Genomic DNA, 23,549 nt, shown 5'->3' on the forward strand with positions numbered 1-23,549 from the left:
CTTCACACCCCAGGAATGGAACGGTTATGGATCTTGAAGTGCTGCGCCGCGCTCCTCTGTTCGCCACGCTCGACGACGAAGTCTTCGCGGCACTGACCAATGAGCTCACCGAGGTGGAGCTCTCCCGCGGCGCCTCAGTCTTCCACGAGGGAGACCAGGGCGATCAGCTCTACTTCATCGTCTCCGGCAAGATCAAGCTGGGCCGCTCCACCCAAGACGGCCGCGAGAACCTGCTGGCCGTGCTCGGCCCGGGTGAGATCTTCGGCGAGATGGCACTGTTCAACCCGGCCCCGCGCACCGCCACGGCCACCGCAGTCTCCGAGACCCGGCTGGCCGGGCTGAAGCATGACAGCCTCAAGGAGATCATCAACTCCAACCCGGAGATCTCAGTGCAGCTGCTGCAGGCCCTGGCCAAGCGCCTGACCCGCACCAATGAGTCCCTGGCCGACCTGGTGTTCTCCGATGTGCCTGGCCGTGTGGCCAAGGCCCTGCTGGACCTGGCCGACCGCTTCGGCCGGCCCGCACCGGACGGCATCCTGGTGGCCCACGAGCTCACCCAGGAGGAGCTGGCCCAGCTGGTGGGCGCCTCCCGCGAAACGGTCAACAAGGCTCTGGCGGAGTTTGTTCAGCGCGGCTGGCTGCGGCTTGAAGCACGCGCCGTGGTCATCCTGGATATCCAGCGCATCAAACAGCGCTCCCGCTAGCACCCGCCCCTACGGGCACTGCTAAGTGCTCACGCTTTGGCCCAGGTGGCGTTGGCGTACTTCTGCTTGTACCGGATCCCCCGGACTGCCACCCAGGCCCGTCGCTTGGGGTGGAACCGGTCAGCGCGGGCGATCATCGGGGTGTGCAGCTTCTTCTCCCGGTAGAGCCGGTCCACCTCTGCGAGCACTGCGGGGTCATCCACATAGGCTTTGAGAATGGACCGGGGCACCACTGTGTAGAGGATCTCAGAATCCACGTAGACGCACTCCCTTGAGGGGTTGCCGCGGATCACATCCTCCACCAGGTAGCCGGCCAGGTTGTGCCCCTGCGCGGTGGCATGGGAGCTGGAGCGACCCTGACGGGTGTTGACCTCCAGGATCTTGAACTCCCCGTCGCGTTCGTCATACTTCAGGTCCACATTGGCCAGCCCCGTATAGCCGATCCCCTCCAGGAACTCCTTCAGCTGGGTCATGACCTCCCGATTGAACTGGGAGCGCACAGCAGCGAAGTTCCCAATCGCTGTGGGCTCATGCTCCTGCAGCACCACCTGGGCCAGATTCACGAACTCGGCCCGACCGTCCGTGTGCAGATAGAGATCCGATTCGTAGACGTAGGTGTCACCACCGGGGATGAAGTCCTGGATGATCAGGGAGCTGCGGTACCCGGAGCCTTCAATACGGGCGACGACGCCGCGCAGCTCCTCTGCCGAACCCACCCGGTAGATCTTCTCCTGGCCCTGAAACTTGTTCCGGTTGTACTGGACCGGGTCGCTGGGCTTGACGATCACCGGGTAGCGGCTGATCTTATCAGTCTCCAGCGGTTCACCGGCCTGGTGGATATGAGTCTCCGGGATGGTCAGCCCGTGCTGCTCTGCGAAGGGGTAGAACAGCTCCTTGAGCTGGAGCTGCTCCAGCAGCTCCGCGCTGGGATAGTTGAACCGGTAGTGCTCTCGCAGCTGGTCAGCGTGTTCGATGATCAGCCGCACGTACTGGTCGTTGGTGCCCACCAGCAGGAGGGGGGCGGCGTCGTGGTTGTGTGCGAACTCCAGCAGGGCGGGCAGGAAGGCCTCGGCGGTGTCCAGATCCTCCACCAGGGTGATCGAATCGATGATGTTGGAGTAGCTGACGTAGCCCAGGGCCATCTTGCCGATCACATGCGGCTTGATCCCGTAACCCTCATGGAAGGCGGTGGCCATATGGTAGGCGTTCAGATCGGTGCCGATGAGCACCGGGGTGAAGCCATGTTCAGCGGACATGGGCAATGAGGTCCACTTCGACCGGGGTGTCCAGGGGCAGCACCGGTACGCCCACTGCGCTGCGGGCGTGGGTTCCGGTATCACCGAATGCCTCCCCGAGCAGCTCGGAGGCGCCGTTGATGACCTGGGGCTGTCCGGTGAAGTCCGGGGCGCTGGCTACGAATCCGCCGACCTTGGCGATCCGGGTGATGCTGTCCAGGTCCACCACGGACTTCAGAGCTGCCAACAAGTTGAGCCCGCACTGCTTGGCCAGCTCATAGGCCTGCTCGGCGGTCACCTCCGCGCCGACCTTGCCCTTCACCGGCAGTTCCCCGTTGATCAGGGGCAGCTGACCGGAGACGTAGACGACATTGTCCACCACGACCGCGGGCTGGTAGGCGGCCACCGGGGGCACCACGGTGGGCACCGTGAGCCCCAGGGCGGCCAGGCGGTCCTCGACTCTAGACATGGTCCTGCCCGCCCCTACTGCTTGGGACGTTTCAGATAGGCCACCGGGGCGTTGCCGTCAGGCCCGGGGAGCACTGTGACCAGCTCCCAGCCGTCCTCGCCCCACTGGTCGAGGATGCCCTTGGTGTTGTGGATGATGAGCGGAATAGTGGCGTATTCCCACTGTGTCAGTTCAGCCATACCCCAAGGCTAACGCACCGCGGGGGCAAGCTGCGCAGCGGCTCAGCTGACCCAGGTTCCTTCGGCGTAGCGCTTGCCCTGCCGGATATGCCGGCCGAGCATGTAGGCCGCACGCTTGACAGAGCGGTCCCTGCGGTAGATGAGCGGGTTGGTGTCTTTGCCCTCGGCCAGCAGCCGGTCCACCTCGGCCTTGACCTCGGGGTCAGTGACGTATCTGTTGAGGATGTACTTAGGCACCACGCGGAAGAGGATGTCGCCGCGGGCAAGCGTCAGGCCCTTGCGGATCCCGTGCACCACATCATCCACCAGGTATTTCATGAGTGGGTGGCCCAGCAGGGCGGTGTAGTAGCTTGAGCGGCCGGGCCGGCAGTTGATCTCCATGACCTTGTAGACGCCGTCGCGCTCGTCCCACTTCATATCCACATTGGCGACTCCGGTATAGCCGATGGCTTCCAAGAAGTTCTTGAACTTCAGCATCAGCTCCTCGTCATATCTGGAGATGATGGCGGTGTAGGACCCCACCGCATTGGCCTGGTGCTCCTGCAGCGCCACCTGGCCGAGAGTGACAAGCTCACACTTGGCCTCGCTGTTCAGGTACAGCACGGCGTCCCAAATCTTGGTGTCATCCCCTGGAACGAACTCCTGGATAATCAGTGCATCCCGGTACGGGGAGTCCTCCACAACGGCCACCAGGTCTTTGACCTCCTGGAGCGTCTCCAACCGGTAGACCTTCTCCTGGCCTGCGATCTTGTCCTGGTTCAGCCACCACTGATTGGGATTGGCGGGTTTGACGATCACTGGGAACCGGTCGATCTCGAGCTCAAAGGGCTCGCCGATCTGATGGATCTGGGTGGAGGGGATATCGATGCCATGCTGTGCCGCAAGCTCATAGAAGGCCCGCTTGTCCATGATCTGGGAGCGCAGCGCCTCATCGGGGTTATTGAACACATAGTGATCCTTGAGCGTCTCAGCGTGCCGTGCCACCAGTTCCACGTACATATCGTTGCTGGGCACCAGCACCAGGGGTACCCCGTGCTCAGCTGTGAGCTGCTCGGCCTTTGCCGAGAGCAGCCGCAGGAAGGCTTCGTCATCGTTGATGTCTTCGTGCAGTTCCAGATCGATGATGCTGCTGCCCCATACAAAGATGGTCTTGTGCTTGCCCAGCATCACTGACTTCACACCATAGGTTTCGTGGAAGCTGCGGGCTGCGTTGTAGCCGTGTATATGGGTACCGAGGATCACCGGCAGGAACCCTGCCTTGCGGGGAGATGTGCTCATCCTTTGAGCGTAGCGCAGCAGAGCATCGCTGAGGCGGCAGGCTCACCTAAACTGCGCCTTGAGAGCTGGCCGCCCGAGGTTTGACCGAGCCCGATATCATAGTGCGGATGGCAACTGCGAAATCCTCCCTTTTTGACACGGCTACCACCGTGGGCAAGATCATGTCCTTCTTGGGCATCAGCGCCCTCTGCGGCCTGCTTGCCGCGGGCCTGCTGTTCCCGATGGCCGCCACCGGCGGTGCCGCCGCCTCGGCCGGTCACAACATCCTCCACGAGGTCCCGGTGGAGCTCCAGGAGGAGCCGCTGTCCACCCCTTCCCATATGTACGCTCGGGACGGTGAGACCTGGATTGCCACCTTCTACGTAGAGAACCGGGTCCCGGTTCCCCTGGAGGACATCTCCCAGGAGATGCAGGATGCCATCGTGGCCATCGAAGATGAGCGGTTCTTCCAGCACGGCGGCGTGGATGCCCAGGGTGTGGCCCGCGCTGCGGTGAACAACATCATGTCCTCGAACACTCAGGGTGCCTCCACCCTGACGATGCAGTACGTGAACAACATCCTGAACAACGCCATGGTGGTCCGAGGGGAGGCGGACAATATCCTGGCTGCCGGTATTCAGGAGAAGACCTATGCGGACAAGCTGCGCGAGATGAAGCTTGCCGTGCAGCTGGAGCAGGAGATGACCAAGGAGGAGATCCTTGAGGGCTATCTCAACATTGTGATGCTCGGCGGGGTGAACTACGGGGTGGAGGCTGCTGCCCAGTACTACTTCGGCGTCCCGGCCTCGGAGCTGGATGTCCAGCAGGCTGCCACTCTGGCGGGGATCGTACAGGCCCCGAACCACTACCGCCCAGACCGCAATGTGGCGGCTGCCGAAAACCGCCGCAACCAGGTGCTGGGCAATATGCACCGCCACGGTTTCATCAGTGAGGAGGAGTACCAGGAGGCCAGGGACACCGACCTCGCAGAGACCCTGCTGCCCGAGGATGAGATGAACAACGAGCGGGGCTGCGTCGCTGCGGAGTTCGCCCACTACTTCTGCGATTACGCCACTCAGGAAATCATGCAGAATGAGGCCTTCGGTGATACCCCTGAGGAACGCGCTGAGCTGCTGCACCGCGGTGGGCTGCGCATCACCACCACTCTGGATCCGGAGCTGCAGGAGCATGCCGAGAACACGGTAGAGCAGCACCGTCCCTCCGGCACCCGCGCCGCCGCTGTGCTGAACTCCCTGGACCCGGAGACCGGTGACATCCTGACGATGGCCCAGTCCACCAACTACAACCCTGATGACGCCGGCGACTGGGACGATATCTCCCTGAACCTCAATGCCGGCACCTCCCACAACGGCGGGGAGGGCTTCCAGGGCGGCTCGATCCTCAAACCCTTTGTCGCTGCGGCCTGGGTGGAGGAGGGCAACTCCATGGACGACCGGGTAGCCGCAGACACCACCGAATACCCCTACGGCGAGGAATGGGAGGCCTCCTGCATGCCTGGGGGCTCCTTCACCCTGCTGGGACCGGAGGGCGAGTCCTGGGACGTCTGGAACGTCATGGACGATACCGAGCGTGAGATGAGCGTGGACTGGGGCCTGTACTACTCCATCAACACAGCCACCATCGCCACCGCCCATGCCATGGACCTCTGCGCCTTCACTGACCTCACCGACCGCCTGGGCATCGAAGGCCAGACTGAAGACCGCCCCCTGGGCCCCCTCCACCCCGACACGCCTTCGGTTACTCTGGGCACCGCCTCAATCACCCCGATGGTGGTGAACCGGGCATACGCCGCTTTCGCCAATGACGGCACTATCTGCACCCCCCGCGCCCTGCTGGAGGTCACAGATGCTCACGGCAACTCCTATGAGGTGCCCGAGCCCGACTGCGAAGAGGTTGTGGACCCGGATGTGGTGGCCCAGGTCAATGACACCCTGATCAATATCGCCGAGCAGAACCAATACGTCCAGCAGCGCGATGGCAGCGCCCCATTCCCGATGGCCGGGAAGACCGGTACCCACCAAAGCGTCTCGGTGATGTCTTTCGTGGGGTACACCGAGGGCATCTCCACCAGCGCCTACATCACTCGTATCTACGATGACGGCTGCATGTGGCCTGAAGGCGCAATCGAGGGCGTCCCGTGTCACGGCAACATCCCGGAAAGCTACGCCGGCGATGTCGCGTTCCCCTTCTGGTACGACTACATGCGTCAGGCGGCCCCGACCCGGGACACTGGCGACTTCGCCACCTCGCCCAACTCGCCCTTCGATGAGCGCCGTTCTAGCTGGTCGGGTCGCTACAACCCCTCCGAGCTCGGCAGCGGCGGCGGGAGCAACTCGAATGACGAGAATGACGACGACAACGGCGACAGTGACGAGGACGACAGCGACGAGGACGATGACTGATGCCGGCCCAGTCCGACCCAAGGGCGCAGGAGACGCTGTTCGTGCCTTGACCCGGGCCGGCGGCGTCGTCGGCGCCCTGGGACTGGGAACCCTGGTGTACTCGAACCGGGTGGAGCTCAACCGGTTCACTCTCCGGCAGGTCCGGATCACAGTTCCGCATCTGCCAGCTGAGCTGAGGGTCCTGCACATCTCAGATATCCACTATGTACGCGGCCAACACCGCAAACTCCGCTGGCTGCAGCAGTTAGCGGAGCTGCAGCCGGATCTGGTGATCAACACCGGGGATAATCTCTCCGACGCCCGGGCCGTTCCCGAGGTGCTTGAGGCGCTGGGTCCGCTGCTGAGGTTCCCCGGCTGCTTTGTGCCCGGCTCCAATGACTACTACGCCCCCCGGTTCAAGAACCCGCTGATGTACCTCAAGGGGCCCTCCACACTGCACCCCAGCGCCGAATCGCTGCCCACTGAGGAGCTGTTCGGCGGGTTCGAGGCTGCCGGCTGGGCGAATCTGAGCAATGCGCACAGCGCCACCCGGCTCAATGGGTTGAAGGTGGAGTTCTCCGGGGTGGATGACCCGCATCTGGACCTCGATGAGTTCTCGGGCTGGCCCAGCACAGATGCCCAGCCGGAACCGCCTGCCGATCTCAAGATCGGGGTGGCCCATGCCCCGGTGGTGCGGGTACTGGAGACCTTCGCCGATTCCGGGGCGGATGCTGTCTTCGCCGGACACACCCACGGCGGGCAGGTCTGCCTACCAGCCTTCGACGGTTCGGGCGGACGGGCCCTGGTCACCAACTGCGATCTGCCAGCCAAATACGCCAAGGGCCTGCATACCCGCCGCCGAGCAGATGGCGGCAGCACCGGGGTGCATGTCTCCGCTGGGATCGGCACCTCGGCCAAGGCTCCGGTGCGGCTGTTCTGCCCTCCCGAGGCGAGCTTGGTGACAATCAGCCCGACATCTGAGTGAAGAGTTTGTCCATCATCCCCTACCCAGAGTAAAGTAGTTGCATCATGCAACAATCTGAGCAGAAGCCCGGTGCGGGCTCCCAGAGTCAACCCGAATCTCCTATCGGAGCCCAGCAGCGGGCCGCCCAGCAGCGCGTGGAGTCTGGAGAGCGGCGCACCCTGGCACAGGCCTTCGGCCGCCTAGTCCCCTACCTGCAGGGGCTGAAGCTGCGCTGGCTGCTCGGGGTGTTCGCCGCCATCGGCGCCGGGGTGATCGCCCTCTCCATCCCCGTGGTGCTGGGCAGACTGGTCGATGACATTGAGGCCATCGACGCCGTAGGTGCCGTGGTCTGGACCGCTTTCGCCGTGGTGCTGTGCCTGGGTGTGCTGGAGGCCGTCTTCGTCTTCCTGCGCCGGTTCTTTGTGATCCCGCCGGCCTCTGATGCCGAGATGAACATGCGCGTGTCACTCTTCGACCGGCTGGTGCACCAGACGGCCTCATTCCACGGTGCTTGGGAAGCCGGTCAGCTGCAGTCCCGGGCGATCGCTGACCTCAATATGCTGCGCAGGTTCTTCGCCTTCGGCTCCCTGATGCTGTTGACCTCCTGCATCACGGTCACAGTGGGCATCGCTGTGATGTTCACCTGGTCCCCCCTGCTGGCCGGCCTTTTCCTCTGCGCCGCAGTGCCGGTGATCGTGCTGGGGCCCGCATTCCGCCGCAAGTTCATCCACTACTCCCGTTCCGCTCAGGACCAGGCCGGCGAGGTGGCCACCAAGGTGGAGGAGTCGGTGCACGGGATCCGGGTGCTCAAGGCCTTCGGCCGCGGCGACTGGGCACGCTCCTCCTTCAAGGAGGAGGCCGCCACTTTGCGTGACCTCGAAGTCTCCAAGATGCGCACGCTGGCCAAGTTCCAGATGCTCATGGTGCTGCTGCCGGAATCGGTGCTGGCTGCCTGTATCTTCACCGGCCTCTACCTGGCCGCTCAGGGCGATATGACCGCCGGAGCCCTGGCCGGGTTCTTCTCCATGGCCGTGGTGCTCAAGCAGCCCATCGAAGGCATCGGCATGCTCATCGGTATGGTCTTCATGGCTAAGACCAGCATCGACCGGCATATCGATGTGATGGACATTGAACCGGAGATCGCCTCCCCCACGGAGCCGCGCACCACGCAAGAGCGCGGCCTGGTGGAGCTCGACAATGTGCACTTCCGCTACCCGGATGCCGCAGAGGACCTGATCCGCGGCGCTACTCTGCGCATCGAACCCGGAGAGACCATGGCTCTGGTCTCAGCCACCGGAGGCGGCACCTCCACCCTGCTGAACCTGGTGCCCCGGCTCTATGACGTGACCGGGGGCAGTGTGCGTATCGACGGCGTCGACGTCCGTGAGTATTCGCTGCCGGATCTGCGCTCCCGGGTTGCAGTGGCCTTCGAGGACCCCACCCTGTTCTCCACCACAGTGAAGTCCAATGTGCTCTTGGGCACCGGACACCACCGCGATGAGGACGATCCTGCCCATCCGTACCGCGAGAAGTCACCCCGCCCGGACCAGCTGGAGCAGGTGCTGGCCGAGGCCCTGCACACCGCAGACGCCGAGTTCGCCGCCAACCTGCCGGAGGGCTTGGACACCCGAATCGGCGAGGAGGGGCTGAGCCTCTCCGGTGGGCAGCGCCAGCGGTTGGCGCTCTCCCGGGCAATCGCGGCCAAGCCCTCGGTGCTGCTGCTGGACGACCCGCTCTCCGCCCTCGATGTGCGCACGGAGGAGCGAGTCACCGACCGGCTGCGCCGTGTGCTGCAGGGCACCACTACGCTGATCGTGGCCCACCGCCCCTCCACGGTGGCCATGGCCGACCGGGTGGCGCTGCTGCATGAGGGGCGGATCGCCGATGTGGGCACCCACACCGAGCTGCTGACCCGCAGTGAGACCTACGCCAAGATCATGAAACCCCCGGCACCCGGTGGCCAGGAGCTTATGGATACGGTAGCCGCAGCAGGGAGCGAGCCGGGGACCGAACAGGACGCCATCGCGGCGGAAGAACCTGAGGAGGTCCGCTCATGACCGAGCGCAACGGCCGCACCGCGAACGTGGATGACAGGCATTTCACCGACACTGCAGCACTGGACCTCTCCAAGATCACTCCGCCGCGGGAGCAGGACGAGTTCGCCCATCTGCGCGGCACCGCCGCTGAGGAAGAGCTCACCTTCAACAAGGAGGAACGCAAGTTCATCCGCCGGCGCTCGCTCTCCCTGCTCTGGCGGGCCAGTGAAGGTGTCCGCGGCAAGCTGCTGCTGACAGCCTCTGCCGTGGTGGTCTCCCAGGCCGCCCAGGCCGCCACCCCGTTCATCGCCGGCGGCCTGGCCATCGACTGGGGCCTGCCGCGGCTGATCGATGGGGATATCACCGGCCTGTGGATCCCCGCAATGCTCTACCTGCTGTGCGCCGTCACCGCCGGGGTGCTGCTGTACTGGTACACCCGGATGACCGCCGAGGCATCCCAGGCGATGCTCTACAAGCTCCGCGATGAAGTCTTCCGCAAGACCCAGGCGCTGAGCCTGGACTTCCATGAGGACTACACCTCCGGGAAGGTGATCTCCCGGCAGACCTCGGACCTGGAGGCCCTGCGCGAGCTGCTCGACGGCGGTGTCAACCAGCTGGTCCAAGGCATCATGTTCATGATGTTCACCACCGTGTACATCTGGATCAGTGACTTCCGCTCCGGGCTGGTGCTGCTGGCCGCCGTGATCCCGATCATCTTCCTGGGCCGCTGGTACCAGAAGAACGCCGAGATTGCCTACCGGCGCACCCGGATCAGTTCGGCCAGAATGATTGTGCACTTTGTGGAGTCGATGACCGGCATCCGGGCCGTACAGGCCTTCCGCCGAGAGCACGCCCGCTCCCGGCAGTACCGCAAGCTGGCCAAGATCTACCGCGATGACATGGTGAAGTCCATCGGACTCTTCGGCATCCTGCAGCCGAGCCTGATGCTGGTGGGCAACCTCTCAGTGGCTGCGGTGCTGCTCTGGGGCGGATTCCGAGTCCTGGAGGGTGATCTGGGCGCGGGACTGCTGGCCGGTATCGTGCTCTCCACCAAGCGGGTCTTCCAGCCCCTGGACATGATCGCGATGTTCTACAACTCGCTGCAATCAGCTACTGCCGCCCTGGAGAAGGTCTCCGGCCTGCTGGAGGAGACCCCCAAGGTGCGCCAGGTGAAGTCCCCCCAGCGCCTGGAGGACTGCCGCGGTGAGATCGAATTCCGTGACGCCGAGTTCAAGTACAGCGAGGACGGTCCGGTGGTGATGCAGAAGCTGGATCTGCACATCCCCGCTGGCCAGACTGTGGCCGTGGTGGGCCGCACCGGCGCCGGCAAATCCACTCTGGTCAAGCTGCTGGCGCGGTTCTACGACGTCACCGCCGGCTCGCTGACCCTAGACGGGGTGGAGCTGCGCAAGCTCTCCGAGCAGGATCACCACCGGCACGTTGCCATGGTGACCCAGGAGGCCTTCCTGTTCTCCGGGTCCATCCGGGAGAACATTGCCCTGTCCCGCCCGGAGGCGACTGACGAAGAGATCTACGACGCCGCCAAGGCAGTCGGTGCCCATGAGTTCATCATGAGCCTGCCCGAGGGCTATGACACAGATGTGAATAAGCGCGGCGGACGGATCTCGGCCGGGCAGCGTCAGCTGGTCTCCTTCGCCCGAGCGTTCCTGGCCGACCCGGCGGTGCTGATTCTGGACGAGGCGACCTCCTCCTTGGACCTCCCCAGCGAGCAGCTGGTTCAGCAGGGACTGGAGCGGCTGCTGGGCAACCGGACCGCGCTGATCATTGCCCACCGGCTCTCCACAGTGGCCATCGCCGACCGGGTGCTGGTCATCGATGAGGGCCAGGTGGTGGAGGACGGCTCGCCCGCTGAGCTCATCGCCCAAGGCGGCTACTTCGCCAAGCTCCACTCCGCTTGGTCCGCCACTATGCAAGCCTAGGAGAGCCGCTCCCCTTGCGCATCTTCGACTGCGGCCGCTGTTCCTTTTGCGCGGCCTACGTCGAAATGCTCCGCGCGGCTCCCCGGAGCCTCAGGATACGATCTAGCTGATGTCTTCTGTCTCTGCGCGCGTGAACTCTCCTCAGCATGCCTCTTGGCGCCGCCGTTTGGGCGAATTGGTGGAGTCAGCACCCGTTCAGCGGATCGTGATCACTGTGATCCTGCTCAACGCGGTGGTGCTGGGCATGGAGACCTCCCCCGCCCTGATGGAGGCTGCCGGGCCCGCGCTGATCAGCATAGACACCGCCTGCCTGGCGGTGTTCGTGGTGGAGATCGGCCTAAAGCTCACCGCCTTCGGCTGGCGGTTCTTCCGGGATCCCTGGAACGTGTTCGACTTCGTGGTGGTCGGCATCGCCCTGGTCCCCGCCGGTGCCGGCCTCGAGGTGCTGCGCACCCTGCGGGTGCTGCGTGTGCTGCGCCTGATCTCCTCACTGCCGCAGCTGCGCAAAGTGGTTTCCGCACTGCTTCACGCGATCCCGGGCATCCTCTCCACCGGTGCGCTGCTGGCGCTGATCTTCTACGTGGCCGCGGTGATGGCCACCACTTTCTTCCGTGAGACGCTGCCGGAGTTCTTCGGCAGCTTCGGCGCCAGCCTGTTCAGCCTATTCCAGATCGCCACGCTCTCCAGCTGGGAGACCATAGTCCGCCCCGCCATGGACGAGCACTCCTGGGCCTGGGCATTCTTCATCCCGTTCATCATCCTGGCTGCCTTCACCGCGCTGAACCTGATCATCGCGGTCATCGTGGATGCGATGAACACCCTGCACGATATGCCCAGCGTCCAGAAAGGCTCAGCGCCCGACGACGCCCCCTCACCCGAGGAAGCCGAAGTACCACCACAGGATGATCACCAGCTGCTCTATGAAGAACTCAAAGAACTCCGGGCAGACGTCGCCAGACTCTCTGCCCAGTTGAAGAGCTCCGCCCAGTTGAGGAGCTCTGCCCAGTTGAGGAGCTCTGAGGTCAGAGGCTCAGACCAGTTCCGGTGAGCCGCTGGTAGGCGTCCAGGTACCGCTCTCGGGTGGCAGCCACGATGCGCTGGGGCAAAGCGGGTGGGGCGGCGTCGTCGTTCTGGTTCCAACCTGACTCAGGTGAGGTCAGCCAGTTGCGAACGAACTGTTTGTCGAAGCTGGGCTGTGCCCTGCCGGGCTGCCACTCCTCAGCGGGCCAAAACCTGGAGGAGTCAGGAGTGAGCACCTCATCCGCCAGAATCAGCTCGCCGGTGGGGTCCAACCCGAACTCGAACTTGGTGTCAGCCAGAATGATTCCGGCCTGGGCTGTGCGGCCGGCAGCAAAGCGGTAGATCTGCAGAGCAGCCTGGCGCAGCCTCGCCGCCAGCTCGGCGCCGATGGCGGACTCCAGGGCGGTGAAGCTGATGTTCTCATCATGCCCGCCCTGCTCGGCCTTGGTGGAGGGAGTGAAGATCGGTTCCGGCAGCTGGCTGCCGTCCGCTAGGCCGGCCGGCAGCGGAATCCCATTGACGGTGCCGGACTCCCGGTACTCCGCCATGGCGGAGCCGGTGAGGAAGCCGCGCACAATGGCCTCGGCGCCGACCATCTCCAAGCCCTGCACGATCATCCCGCGCCCGGCGGCAGCCTCCGGCACGCCGCGCTCTCCCACCTCGGCGGTGACCACATGGTTGCCGATTCCCTCAGCGGCCAGCTGCTCGAACCACCAGAGGCTCAGCTGGGTGAGGATGATGCCCTTGTCCGGGATCCCCGGGGACAGCACATGATCATAGGCGCTGATCCGGTCGGTGGCGACCATCAGCAGCACCTGCTGGCCCTCCCATGCTGAGCCCGCAGCGGGGGTGTAGATCTCGCGGACTTTCCCTGAGGAGAGGTGCTGCCACCCCGGGTACCGGGCGGCACTCATACGGAAATCTCCCCACGGAGAGCTTTGGCGGCGATATCGGTGCGGTGCTGTACCCCGGCCCAGTCGATCTTGGCCACCCCCGCATAGGCTCGGTCCACTGCCTGCTGCAGGGTGCTGCCGGTCCCCACGACTGCCAACACCCGGCCCCCCGCTGTCATCAGTGCCCCCTCCCGCTCAGCGGTGCCGGCGTGCAGCACTGTGACACCCTCGAGCCGCTCAGCCTCCGGGATACCGGTAATCACATCCCCTGTGCGTGGGGAGCCGGGGTAGTTCTCAGCGGCCAGCACCACGTCAACTGCGTAGCCCTGGGACCATCCCAGCCGACGGGAAGGCCCCAGCTGACCGGTGGCGGCATCCCGCAGCAGGCCTCCCAGCGGCGTGGCGAGCCGCTCCAAGACAGCCTGGGTCTCGGGATCGCCGAACCGAACGTTGAACTCCACCACCCGGACTCCGCGTGAGGTCACCGCCAGCCCGCAGTAGAGCACGCCGATGAACGGGGTGCCGCGGCGGGCCATCTCGGCCACAGTGGGCCGGGCCACCGTCTCCACCACGATCTCGGTGAAGTCCCGGCTCACTCCGTCCGGGCCAGTCTCGGCATAGCCTTCCAACCAGTCGAGGGGCGTATAGGCGCCCATGCCTCCGGTGTTGGGGCCGGCGTCGTCGTTGTAGATCCGTTTGAAGTCCTGAGCGGGGCTCAGCGGCACCAGGTTCTCACCGTCGCTGAGCACAAACAGGGAGACTTCGGGTCCGTCCAGGAACTCCTCGATGACCACAGTGGAGCCGCCAGAGAGGCAGCCCACCGCATGGGCCAGCGCCGCTTCACGGTCCTCGGTGACCACTACGCCCTTGCCCGCGGCCAGGCCATCGTCCTTGACCACATAGGGGGGACCGAAGCGGCTCAGCGCCTCGACGGCCTCCGCGGGGGTGGTGAGATGCACCGCCTCTGCGGTGGGCACCCCGGCGGCGGACATGACCTCCTTGGCGAAGGCCTTGGAGGCCTCGAGCTGGGCGGCAGCCTGTGAGGGGCCGAAGACCGGGATGCCGGCGGCACGGAGGGCATCAGCCACACCTGCGGCCAGTGGAGCCTCAGGGCCGATCACCACCAGGTCATAGCCGCCGTCTGCGGCCAGGGCGGTCACGGCCTGGGGGTCGCTGGCCTCCACCGGCAGGCACTCCACATCACGGGCGATGCCGGCATTGCCCGGTGCGGCATGCACCGCGTTCACAGAGGGATCGCGCATAAGCGCTCGGATGATCGCGTGCTCCCGGCCTCCCGGCCCGACAACCATAATCTTCATAGGCTCCAGACTATCGGCTGCCGGGCCGCCGGGAGGCTGCCTCAGCGCTGGGCTGCCCGGCGGCGGGCGATCAGCAGGGCTGATCCGCCCAGGCCCAGCAGCGCCAGTGCAGCCAGCAGGAGGCCTCCCACTGTGGCGCCGGTTCTTGCCAAGCCTGCGCCCTCATCCCCTGCTGGGACAATGGTGAGCTCCGTCCAGCCGATGAGCTCTCCGGCGGTGGTGTAGACCGCCAGGCGGTGTTCACCCTCGCTGTCCTCGGGCAGCGTGACCGTGATGGATCCCTCAGCATCAGCGGCAGACTCGCCCAGGTCCTCCGGTTCGGAGAACAGCCAGGAGCGCAGGGTCTGCCCGGAAGCCTCAGAGCCAGCTGAGACCTGGATCTCCTGCCCAGCAACAGCCGGGTCAGTGAGGATCTCCACTGCTCCGCGGTTCTGGTCGGTGAGCTCTTCGGCGGACGGCGGCCAGACGCTCTCCGGATCAGCGGTCTCGGTGGGCTCAGGGGACTCAGTGGGGTCCGGGGACTCGGCCGGGCCGCTGGGCTCCTCGCTGGGGTCCGGGGATGCGGTGGGGTCAGGCTCCTCGCTGGGCTCCGGCGATGCGGTCGGCTCCGTCGGCGTAGCCGTGGGAGTGGGCTCAGTCGGCTCCTCGGTGGGGTCCGGGGACTCGCTCGGGTCTTCCGGATCCGCCGGGTCTGTGGCCTGTGGCCAGCTCACCAGCAGCTCGCTCCCACCGTCCTCCTCCAGTTTCTCCACACGGAGGGAATTGATGGTGTAGGCGCTGCCACCCCCACCTCCGCGGATGGCGATATTGCCGATCAGCCCGTCGGCGGGCTGGTCGCCGTCCAGGGTCACCTCTGTGACCAGGTCATAGGTGCCCATATTCACCATCCCACTGTTGAAGTAGGCGGGAATGTGTGTGGCGACCTCATCTGCCCCGTACTGGTAGTCATTGACCACTGCGCCGTCCGCTGAGGTGTAGCCGCCGTTGGATTCGTCACGGACCCAGCGCACCCTCAGCGAGGTAGTGCCTGAGGGGGTGTAGTTGACGGTCAGCCGGTAAGTAGCCCCCGGCTCGGGCTCAAAGGCCACCTCACCGTCCTCACCGGCAGTTGACCAGGGCCATTGCGAGGCGTCGTTTCCGAGGATGATGTTGGCCCCGGTATAACCGTCGCCCCGCTCAGCGTGGTAGACGTGCACCCCCGGGACTGGCTCTTGGTCATCATCCTGGTGCTCCGGCTCCATCCAGTCATGGGTGGCGAGGAACTCCTCCGGGTACAGGATGCCCAGCAGCGCCTTCTTCGCCCGGCCCTCATAGTCATAGGGCATGGCGTATTCGCCGGCCTTCCAGCCCTCGGTCACATCGCGGACTCCGGCGAGCTTGACCGTGGTGATGACCCGGGGGTTGCCGGTGGTGTTGGCGGGTCCGGCCGCGTAGTCGCGGAAGACCCTGAACAGCTCGGCATACTGCATCCCCTGATTGTTCTCCTTCTCCTCGGTCAGCTCCCCTGGAGGCACTCCCACATCCATCTCGGTGATGTGGATCTCCACGCCGGGAAGGGTGGCGAAGAGCTGGATATTGCCCTCGACATCACTGATGTCTGTGTTCAACCCGTAGTGGCCCTGCATGCCGATCACTTCGATCAACTGCTTGCCGTCAGGCCGAACACCTTCGTTGCGCTCGTTGATCTCCTTGACCATCTCGTACACCACTCGAGCCTTATCCGGGTTGTTCAGGCCGAAGTCGTTGTAGGTCAGCTTGACGTCCCACCCGTTCTCATCGACCACTTCGGCCGCCTCCAGGAATGCCATCTCCACCCAGTCGGAGCCCAGGGCCGGATACCAGCCTTGCCCCGTTGACAGCGAGGCTCGCCAGTCAGAGGGATCGGCGTGCTCCACGGCTTCGTTGACCACATCGATGGCTTCCAGGCGGTCGCCGAAATGTCCCAACACTCCCTGGATGTGCTGACGTAGGTTCTCCTGGGCCACCTCCGGGTCATACTCCCCCGGCTGGTCATAGCGGGCGGGCGGGGCGTCCCACATCCAGGACGGGGTCTGGGAGTGCCAGGCCAGTGCGTGGCCGAAGAAGAGCAGGTCTGGGTTGTGCGCGGCATGCTCGGCCATGGCGGCCTCTGCGGGGTCGAACGTGAACTGCCCCTTCTCCGGCTGAGTGCTCTCAGGCTTCATCTCGTTGCCCGGCGTGTAGGAGCCGTAGTTGTAGATCAAGGCGTCCATATCGTTGCCGCGCCCGAAGATGCCTACGTGGAAGTAGTCCTGGTAGACCTCCTGCATCGCCGGATAATGGTCATAGGTCTGGCCGGTGGGCGGCAGCTCCGCTGTTGGAGCCGCATGTGCCGGGAGATCTGCAGAACCCACCAGGGAGGCTCCTACCAGCAGTCCTGCTACCGCCATTGCCTGGGCAGGGCGGAAGCGTCGGCGAACACCTCCTCCGGGCTTCTCTCTCCTGGCGTTCTTCCCATGTGATCGTTGCGTAGACATAGATAGCCTTCATCGCGTGGAGTGGAGCGGTCGGTGCGAATAACTCCGGAGGCAAACCGCTGGCAAACGTTTTCCGCATGCCTGAGCATCGATCCTATTGTGATGTGCTTCACATGGCAACCTCTGAGTTGTCCCCGAACGTGCAGGCAGCCGGAGGTTAGGCCCCGATCGGCATAGGCTGGAGGTATGAGCAGTGTGCAGACAGCAGCAGCATCAGAGTCCGCGGAACTGGCAGTGGTGACCCGGGCTGGGATCGCGGAGTCCCGGCATGTGGGTTCAGCGGTGCTGGTGGGACCGGAGGGCACCGTGATCCGCTCCCTGGGCCTACCGGAGGCAGTCACTTTTCCCCGCTCGGCACTGAAGCCCCTCCAGGCAGTGGCCTCGCTGCGCTCCGGGGCACTGATCAGCCCGGAGGCGGTGGCGCTGGCCTGCGGATCCCATGTGGGCTCGCCGCGGCACCAGGACCTGGCGGCGGCAACGCTGGCCAAGGAGCGGCTGGAGGAAAGCGACCTGAAGTGCCCTGAGGCCTATCCGGCGCGCACCAAGGATCTGCAGGCCCACCTGGAGGCCGGAAGGCCCAAGACTAAACTGGCCTTCAACTGCTCCGGCAAGCATGCAGCCTTCCTGGCCGCCGCCCGCACTCAGGGCTGGCGGCTGGCCACCTACACTGAGCCTGAGCATCCTCTCCAGCGGACCATCAACGAGGTCTATGCCGAGTACTGCGGCGAACAGCCCACCGCAGTGGGGATAGACGGCTGCGGGGCTCCGGCTGCCGCGATGAGCCTGACCGGCCTGGCCCGCGGAATGGGGAAACTGGCCTGGTCATTGTCCCGCCGGGATGCTGAGGTGCATGCCTTCACCGTGGCGCAGGCCATGCTGGACTACCCCTGGGCAGTCCGCGGGGAGGGCGAGTCCGACACCGTGGTCATGGAGCAGCTGGGCCTGCTGGCCAAGTCCGGCGCGGAGGGCGTGCTGGTGGTGGCGGCCCCGGACGGCACCACCGCCGCAGTGAAGACCTTGGACGGCTCGGCACGGGCCAACCACCTGGTGGCGCTGAGCCTGCTGGCCGGGGCCGGAGCCATCGATCTGGACGATCTGCAGCGGGTGCTCACCATTCTGGTCAAACCGATCACCGGTGGCGCAGAGGATCTGCCCGCCGGAGAGCTGCGGCTCTCTGAGCAAGTCACCCAAACGCTGTAAAACCTCGGCGGCGGGCTCCGCACCTCAGAAATCAGGCACTTATCGGAAGATCGGCACCTCATGAACTGCCGATCTTCCGGAAACCCCCTGACAATCAGAAAGAGACATGGCAAAGCGACGCATCACGCACCAGATTGGGCAGCAGGCCCTCAGCGCCTGGGCAGACCAGTACGACGCCGCCAGCACACCTGATCGCCGCAGACTCGCCACAGCCGTGCGGTACCTGCTGGAGGAGTTAGCCGAGCGCGCCCCCGGAAACGCCGTGGAGGTGAGGGTCCCGCCCTATGGGGTCACCCAGTGCATCGCAGGCCCGACTCACACCCGGGGCACTCCGCCGAATGTAGTGGAGCTGGACCCGAACACCTGGTTGGAGCTGGGCACCGGCAAGCTCACCTGGCAACAGGCCCAGCAGGCCGGCCGGATCACAGCCTCCGGCACCCGAGCCGACCTTAGCGGCCTCCTCCCCCTGGATATCTGAGAAGAGGAGGCCGCAACAGCCTGACGCCCCAGGCGGCTAGGCCGCCCAGGTCACGGTGTTCGAGGAGGCAATTAACGTGACGATCAGCCCGTTGATCAACCCCGGCAGGTACGGGTTGTTCGTCTCCCGGTAGATCTTGCGGGAGATCACGGTGCTGACCGGCAGGATCACCACGAAGGGATAGAGCCAGACCGTCTGTATATTCGCCTCGGCGAAGGGCAGGAACCCGGTGCTGTAGAACCCGATGTACTGCACCAGGAGCAGCCCCACAACAGGGATCATGTTGAACAGCGCCAGCACCATGGTGTTCAGCCACTCCCGCTCCTTCTCCGAACGGCCGATCCGCACGAAGTTGATCGAGTTCGCCGCCACCGAGGAAACGATGAAGAAGATGAGCAGTAGCGGCAGCGCCGGGAACAGAGCTGTGGTAATCACATCCGCAGGGAAGGTCTTCACCGCAAGCGTCCACAGCCGGAAATCGGTGCTGAAGAAGTAGTCGGCAATAAACACCGTGAGGAAGGACAACGCAGTCACCACCACCGCAAGCGCCGCCGTCTTTCCAGCTTTGGCCCAGGAGAGCGTCACCCCGCGTTCGGCAAGGCTGATGCTGCGCGGCCTGATGTAGAAGAAGTAGAAGGCAGCCAGCATCAGTAGGACAAACAGCCCGTTAGCCGCAGCCCACATGCCGATGCCGTAGGTCTGGATCTGCGCCCAACCGCCTCCAGCAACGGTAACGCTCGTCAGTATGGGCAGGTAACTCAGCCCGGCGAAAAGAGCCCCAGCCACCAAGGTGGACCAGAACCAGATCTTCCCGGTCCTATCGGCGGAGCGGATGCGCACTGGGTCAGCCACGCGCAGGCTGGAGAAGAAGCTGCTGCGCAGCAACACCGAGGTCACTGCCACAATGAACATCCCGAAGCCGATCAGCCCGAGAGTAGTGAAGACAGCTTTGATCTGCCATACCTGCTGCCCTGCGGGGATCGGATTGGGTGCGCCCAACGCTTCTTCGAAGAAGTTCACCGTGTCCTCGGCAGCCTGCGGGGAGTGATGGGCCCCTGGGTGGGTGACCGAGGGGTTGTAAATCACCCGCAGCGCTTCCTCCCCGTCGACCTCCTGGTAGTAGAAGACGCCTGGCTCGCGGGGCTCATCCTCCGGTTCGGCGCCGAAGTGCAGGAAAGATTGGGCGTTGCCGTAATCGATGAAGTCACGTGCGGCCGTCGCGCTGCCCTGCTCGTCAACATCGTCGAAGAAGAACTCGTCGTATTGTGGAGCCAGGATCCCAACGTCGCGGGCGCCATAGATATTGGCCAACTCTCCGGTCTCTTCGTCCGCATAGACGGCTTCGGTGGAGTTGATCAGCACTGCGGAGATAAGACCGGTGCCCATCGCTTCATCGAGTTGCACCGCCACGTTGCTGGATATTCCGCCCATAGAATGGCCAGTGATTCCGATTCGTTCATCGTCCACGTAATCGAGGCCGGCTACCTTGTTCACCGCCTGGTACATGCCAGTGGTCAACGTGCCAATATCCGAAACCGGATCAGACCAGCCGTGGGAGTACATGTCCATGGACAGCACTACATATCCGCGGCGGGAGAGCTCAACGTAGTTGGCCTCCTGCATCTCTCGGTTGTTGTTCATACCGTGGCTGACTACCACAGCAGGTGCAGGGTTCTCCCCTGATACTCCCTCAGGAACAAAGAGCAGACCGCTCATCGCTCCTCCCTGCGAGGTTTCCCACCGGAGGTCCTTGACCTCAACCTCCCCACCCGAGGTCTGGACAAAGGAAGCGCCCACGGCGCTGACCAGCATCAGGACCACCGAGACGGCCAGCCACAGCCACCTCGTTCTTGTTCTGCTCTTCATGTGTAGCCTCTCTGTGCGATGTGAAAAGTGATTCGTGCTGACAGAGTATCTAGCCCACGTGATACGGGCCACATGCATGAACGATCGTGCAGAATACCACTGTCAGAGCCTATTCATGCCGATCCAGGCCACCCAAGTCCACGAAACCAATGAACGGACGTGCAACAGCGGCACGCAGCGGCAGAACTGCCTAATCTGCCGTTAGGCACCGTGGGTCAGAGCGTTCGCCGTGGCCTGGTCCAGCACCAGGTCCGACACCAGTCCCGCCGCAAGCACCCCGCGCAGCGCACCGACCTTATGTGGGGCATTAGCAACGCAGACTCGCCTCGGGATCCGACCCAACGCATCAGGCTCCATCCCCGAGCACCGGCTGTTCAGCTCAATATCGCGCCAGGATCCTTCGGCCCGCAGAAAAACTGTGCACACATCACCCACCACCCGCTCGGCGTTGAGCTGGTCAAGGTCTTCACGGCTCAGGTACCCCTCGGAATACACCTGGGAGGGTGCGCCGCCGGCGAACGTCCCAACGCCGAACACCGCCAGGGAGGCCCGGCGCTGCAGGTTGAGGATTCGCCGGGTCGACCGCTCGCGCCACAGCGCCTGCTTTGTCTGCTCATAGTCGAAGAAAGCCGGGACGGCAAAGAGGTGAGCGCGGGCCGCATAGGCGTCGGCAAAGCGCTCGACCACTCCCATACCGAGGTCAATACCGGAGGGCGAGTCCATGAACTCGGGCTGGGAATTGACCGCACCATTCAGCTGCACCACCTGCACTCCTGGCACCTCCCGAACAGGCAGTCTTCGAACCACTGAGGTCACAGTGGCACCCCAGGCCAAGCCGACAATGGTGTTAGGCGTCACCAGATCATCGATCACCGCGGCGGCAAGCACTGCGACAGCCTCTGTCCGCTCGGCGGCAGAGGCTCGCGTCCCGGTCTGAGCCACATGGGCGGTCACCCCGTAGAGCTGGGAGATCCTGTGTTCGAGTGCGCTGACCCGGTCCGTCGGCGGGTGTACCGAGATCCGCACGATGCCCTGCTCCCGCGCCTCCCGCAGCAGCCGCGAAACTGTCGAACGCGAGATACCCATCTGCTGGGCAATCTGCTCCATGGTGCGGTGCTGCACGTAGTACATCTGTGCAGCAGTGAACTCAGCCTTTTCCCGGAACGAGCCCCTCATGACCCTCCATCCTAGGCCCTATTGCACATTCGTGCGCCTTCGTTGAGAATATCGAACCTTAGGTGTGGGATATGTAACGTATTACTTTCGGCCCTGACAATTGAGGTCCTATGCAACCACGCCCACTCGACCGTACCGCCAGGGCCCGCGCCCTAGAAATGCTGGAGTCCACCACTGCCCAGAAGCCTCTCGACCTGCTGGTCATCGGCGGCGGGGTGGTAGGGACTGCTGCTGCCCTCGACGCCGCCACCCGGGGCCTGCGGGTGGGGCTGGTCGAGGCTCGCGACCTCGCCCAAGGCACCTCTTCCCGGTCCTCGAAGCTCATCCATGGGGGTCTACGCTACCTACAGATGCTGGACTTCAAGCTGGTGGCCGAAGCCCTGCGCGAGCGCAACCTGCTGATGACACGTACTGCCCCCCACCTGGTGCGCCCCCTGCCCTTTGTCTTCCCCTTCACACGCCCGCTGGTGGACCGGGCATTCATCGGCTCGGGTGTGAGCCTGTACGACGGGCTCTCCCTGCGAGCTTCCCGGGGTAGGGATACCCGTCCCCCTCTGCACCGCCATATGTCTCGCAAAGGACTGTCCGAGCGGTTTCCAGGCCTGGACGGGGATAAGTTCCTCGGCGGGCTGGAGTACTTCGACGCCCAGGTGGACGACGCCCGCTTGGTACTCACCCTAGCCCGCTCCGCACACAGCTTGGGGGTCTCGGTGGCCACCCAGACTGAGGTGACCGGCTATATACGGCAGGCACAGCAGAGTCCAACCGCCACCGAGCGGGAGGTGGCCGGTGTGACTGTCAAGGACCGCGAGACGGGCCGTGAGTTCACCGTCCACGCTGCCGAGACCATGCTGGCCGCGGGTGCTTGGACCGGGGAGCAGCAGGACCGCGCCCACAGCTCGGGTCCGGGGAGAAGCCCTGCCGGCCTAAAGGTGCTGGCTTCCAAGGGCATCCACATCACCGTGCCAGCCGAGCGGATCCAGGCCCAAGAGCGCGTAGGACTGATCAGTCCGACAGAAAAATCCGTGCTGTTTATTATCCCGATGGGCCGCTATTGGGCCATCGGGACCACCGACACCGCCTGGCATGAGCCGGTGGACTCACCCGCCCCCACCGCAGGTGATATCGACTACGTGCTCGCGCAGGCCAATGCGGTGCTGCACAGCCGCCTCACCCGGGAGGACGTGATCGGCACCTGGGCAGGGCTGCGTCCTCTGCTTCAGCCGGTCGCCACGGATGAGAAATCCTCGGCGAAAATCTCCCGGGAGCACACCGTCATGCGGATAGCGCCTGGGCTGAGCGCAGTAGCCGGCGGCAAGCTCACCACCTACCGGTCCATGGCCGAGGATGCCGTGGACTTCGTCACCTCCGAGCGGTTCGGCCCGCGCCGCTCACTCACCGCATACCTTCCCCTGCTGGGCGCCCAGGGCTTCGATCAATGGCAGCGCCGGGCACACGAACTTACCGCAGAGCTCGGGCTCTCAGAGGAGGCCGTCGACCGTCTGCTGCACCGTTATGGGGCGCTGCTGGGCGAACTGCTTGAGTTGTCCGAGGAGGACCCCTCCCTGCTTCAGGAAGTCACTGGAGCCGGGGGGTACCTGCGCGCTGAGTTCGTCTATGCGGCCCGCTATGAGGGCGCCCTGCATTTGCAGGATCTTTTGGAGCGGCGGACTCGCCTGTTCCACGAGGTATCCGACCGCGGGCTGGCGGCTCTGGACGAGGTTGCCGATCTCGTGTCAGCGGAGCTGGGCTGGGATGGGGCCCGGCGGGAAGGGGAGAAGCGCGTCTATATCGAGTATGTGGAAGCGTATTTGCGCGCCGAGCTGTCAACTTCGGATGCTGAGGCAGCCCGCATCATGCGGGAGGCGGCACCCGACTACTTGGACCTGACCACCGCCCGAGCAGAGAGGGTCTGA

18 protein-coding genes are annotated in these 23,549 nt (G+C 64.5%); 9 read left to right on the forward strand and 9 right to left on the reverse strand.

Going from position 1 to position 23,549, the window contains the following annotated elements:
• Positions 1-26 precede the first annotated feature (26 nt).
• Positions 27-704, forward strand: coding sequence for a Crp/Fnr family transcriptional regulator (locus tag GNZ21_RS06630; protein ID WP_157322588.1), 678 nt, complete (start codon positions 27-29; stop codon positions 702-704).
• A gap of 29 nt (positions 705-733) precedes the next feature.
• On the opposite strand, the gene GNZ21_RS06635 is transcribed toward GNZ21_RS06630, so the two are convergent.
• The 4 genes from GNZ21_RS06635 to GNZ21_RS06645 are packed head-to-tail and all read right to left on the reverse strand — an operon-like array spanning position 734 to position 3,865.
• Complete coding sequence (locus GNZ21_RS06635) at positions 734-1,960, reverse strand: carboxylate--amine ligase (protein WP_157322590.1); 1,227 nt, start codon at positions 1,958-1,960, stop codon at positions 734-736.
• Positions 1,950-2,408 carry a RidA family protein gene (locus GNZ21_RS06640; protein WP_157322592.1) on the reverse strand — a complete coding sequence of 153 codons (459 nt, stop codon included), beginning with the start codon at positions 2,406-2,408 and terminating at the stop codon, positions 1,950-1,952. Before GNZ21_RS06640 ends, GNZ21_RS06635 begins: the two co-directional genes overlap by 11 nt.
• Positions 2,409-2,422: 14 nt before the next feature.
• Positions 2,423-2,587 carry a hypothetical protein gene (locus GNZ21_RS15675; protein ID WP_168888476.1) on the reverse strand — a complete coding sequence of 55 codons (165 nt, stop codon included), beginning with the start codon at positions 2,585-2,587 and terminating at the stop codon, positions 2,423-2,425.
• Between the two features lie 42 nt (positions 2,588-2,629).
• Positions 2,630-3,865: a carboxylate--amine ligase gene (locus tag GNZ21_RS06645; RefSeq protein ID WP_157322594.1), complete on the reverse strand. Its 1,236-nt coding sequence runs from the start codon at positions 3,863-3,865 to the stop codon at positions 2,630-2,632.
• Between the two features lie 107 nt (positions 3,866-3,972).
• On the opposite strand from GNZ21_RS06645, the gene GNZ21_RS06650 reads away from it, so the two are divergent.
• The 5 genes from GNZ21_RS06650 (at position 3,973) to GNZ21_RS06670 (ending at position 12,234) form a co-directional block, all read left to right on the forward strand.
• Positions 3,973-6,267 (forward strand): transglycosylase domain-containing protein, encoded by a 2,295-nt coding sequence (locus GNZ21_RS06650; protein ID WP_157322596.1) that lies wholly within the window; start codon positions 3,973-3,975, stop codon positions 6,265-6,267.
• The gene (locus GNZ21_RS06655) at positions 6,260-7,231 is read left to right on the forward strand and encodes a metallophosphoesterase (protein ID WP_157322598.1); all 972 of its coding nucleotides are present in this window, start codon (positions 6,260-6,262) and stop codon (positions 7,229-7,231) included. Before GNZ21_RS06650 ends, GNZ21_RS06655 begins: the two co-directional genes overlap by 8 nt.
• 44 nt (positions 7,232-7,275) lie before the next feature.
• Positions 7,276-9,267: an ABC transporter ATP-binding protein gene (locus GNZ21_RS06660; RefSeq protein WP_157322600.1), complete on the forward strand. Its 1,992-nt coding sequence runs from the start codon at positions 7,276-7,278 to the stop codon at positions 9,265-9,267.
• Positions 9,264-11,186 carry an ABC transporter ATP-binding protein gene (locus tag GNZ21_RS06665; protein WP_157322603.1) on the forward strand — a complete coding sequence of 641 codons (1,923 nt, stop codon included), beginning with the start codon at positions 9,264-9,266 and terminating at the stop codon, positions 11,184-11,186. Before GNZ21_RS06660 ends, GNZ21_RS06665 begins: the two co-directional genes overlap by 4 nt.
• Before the next feature lie 178 nt (positions 11,187-11,364).
• Positions 11,365-12,234, forward strand: a complete 870-nt coding sequence (locus GNZ21_RS06670; RefSeq protein WP_198345980.1) for an ion transporter — start codon at positions 11,365-11,367, stop codon at positions 12,232-12,234.
• Here the strand turns inward: GNZ21_RS06670 and GNZ21_RS06675 are convergent.
• Genes GNZ21_RS06675 through GNZ21_RS06685 form a run of 3 tightly spaced genes read right to left on the reverse strand, consistent with a single transcriptional unit; the run spans position 12,209 to position 16,790 of the window.
• Positions 12,209-13,120, reverse strand: coding sequence for a phosphoribosylaminoimidazolesuccinocarboxamide synthase (locus GNZ21_RS06675; RefSeq protein ID WP_157322607.1), 912 nt, complete (start codon positions 13,118-13,120; stop codon positions 12,209-12,211). The two genes, GNZ21_RS06670 and GNZ21_RS06675, sit on opposite strands and share 26 nt — an antisense overlap.
• The gene (gene purD, locus GNZ21_RS06680; protein ID WP_157322609.1) at positions 13,117-14,418 is read right to left on the reverse strand and encodes a phosphoribosylamine--glycine ligase; all 1,302 of its coding nucleotides are present in this window, start codon (positions 14,416-14,418) and stop codon (positions 13,117-13,119) included. Before purD ends, GNZ21_RS06675 begins: the two co-directional genes overlap by 4 nt.
• A gap of 41 nt (positions 14,419-14,459) precedes the next feature.
• Positions 14,460-16,790 carry an endo-1,4-beta-xylanase gene (locus tag GNZ21_RS06685; RefSeq protein ID WP_188503576.1) on the reverse strand — a complete coding sequence of 777 codons (2,331 nt, stop codon included), beginning with the start codon at positions 16,788-16,790 and terminating at the stop codon, positions 14,460-14,462.
• A 309-nt stretch (positions 16,791-17,099) separates the two neighbouring features.
• Between GNZ21_RS06685 and GNZ21_RS06690 the strand changes: the two genes are divergently transcribed.
• Both GNZ21_RS06690 and GNZ21_RS06695 read left to right on the forward strand, forming a co-directional pair.
• On the forward strand, positions 17,100-18,113 hold the full coding sequence (locus tag GNZ21_RS06690; protein ID WP_157322613.1) for an asparaginase: 1,014 nt from the start codon (positions 17,100-17,102) through the stop codon (positions 18,111-18,113).
• Positions 18,114-18,219: 106 nt separating this feature from the next.
• Positions 18,220-18,591: a sterol carrier family protein gene (locus GNZ21_RS06695; protein ID WP_157322615.1), complete on the forward strand. Its 372-nt coding sequence runs from the start codon at positions 18,220-18,222 to the stop codon at positions 18,589-18,591.
• Between the two features lie 36 nt (positions 18,592-18,627).
• Here GNZ21_RS06695 and GNZ21_RS06700 read toward each other — a convergent pair whose 3' ends face one another.
• Together GNZ21_RS06700 and GNZ21_RS06705 are read right to left on the reverse strand one after the other, a co-directional pair.
• Positions 18,628-20,457: an alpha/beta hydrolase gene (locus GNZ21_RS06700; protein WP_157322617.1), complete on the reverse strand. Its 1,830-nt coding sequence runs from the start codon at positions 20,455-20,457 to the stop codon at positions 18,628-18,630.
• 201 nt (positions 20,458-20,658) lie between these two features.
• Positions 20,659-21,633, reverse strand: a complete 975-nt coding sequence (locus tag GNZ21_RS06705) for a sugar-binding transcriptional regulator (RefSeq protein WP_157322618.1) — start codon at positions 21,631-21,633, stop codon at positions 20,659-20,661.
• 110 nt (positions 21,634-21,743) lie between these two features.
• Between GNZ21_RS06705 and GNZ21_RS06710 the strand changes: the two genes are divergently transcribed.
• Positions 21,744-23,549 (forward strand): glycerol-3-phosphate dehydrogenase/oxidase, encoded by a 1,806-nt coding sequence (locus tag GNZ21_RS06710; RefSeq protein ID WP_157322620.1) that lies wholly within the window; start codon positions 21,744-21,746, stop codon positions 23,547-23,549.

It is taken from the genome of Nesterenkonia alkaliphila (genome assembly GCF_009758175.1).
Taxonomy (GTDB): domain Bacteria; phylum Actinomycetota; class Actinomycetes; order Actinomycetales; family Micrococcaceae; genus Nesterenkonia; species Nesterenkonia alkaliphila.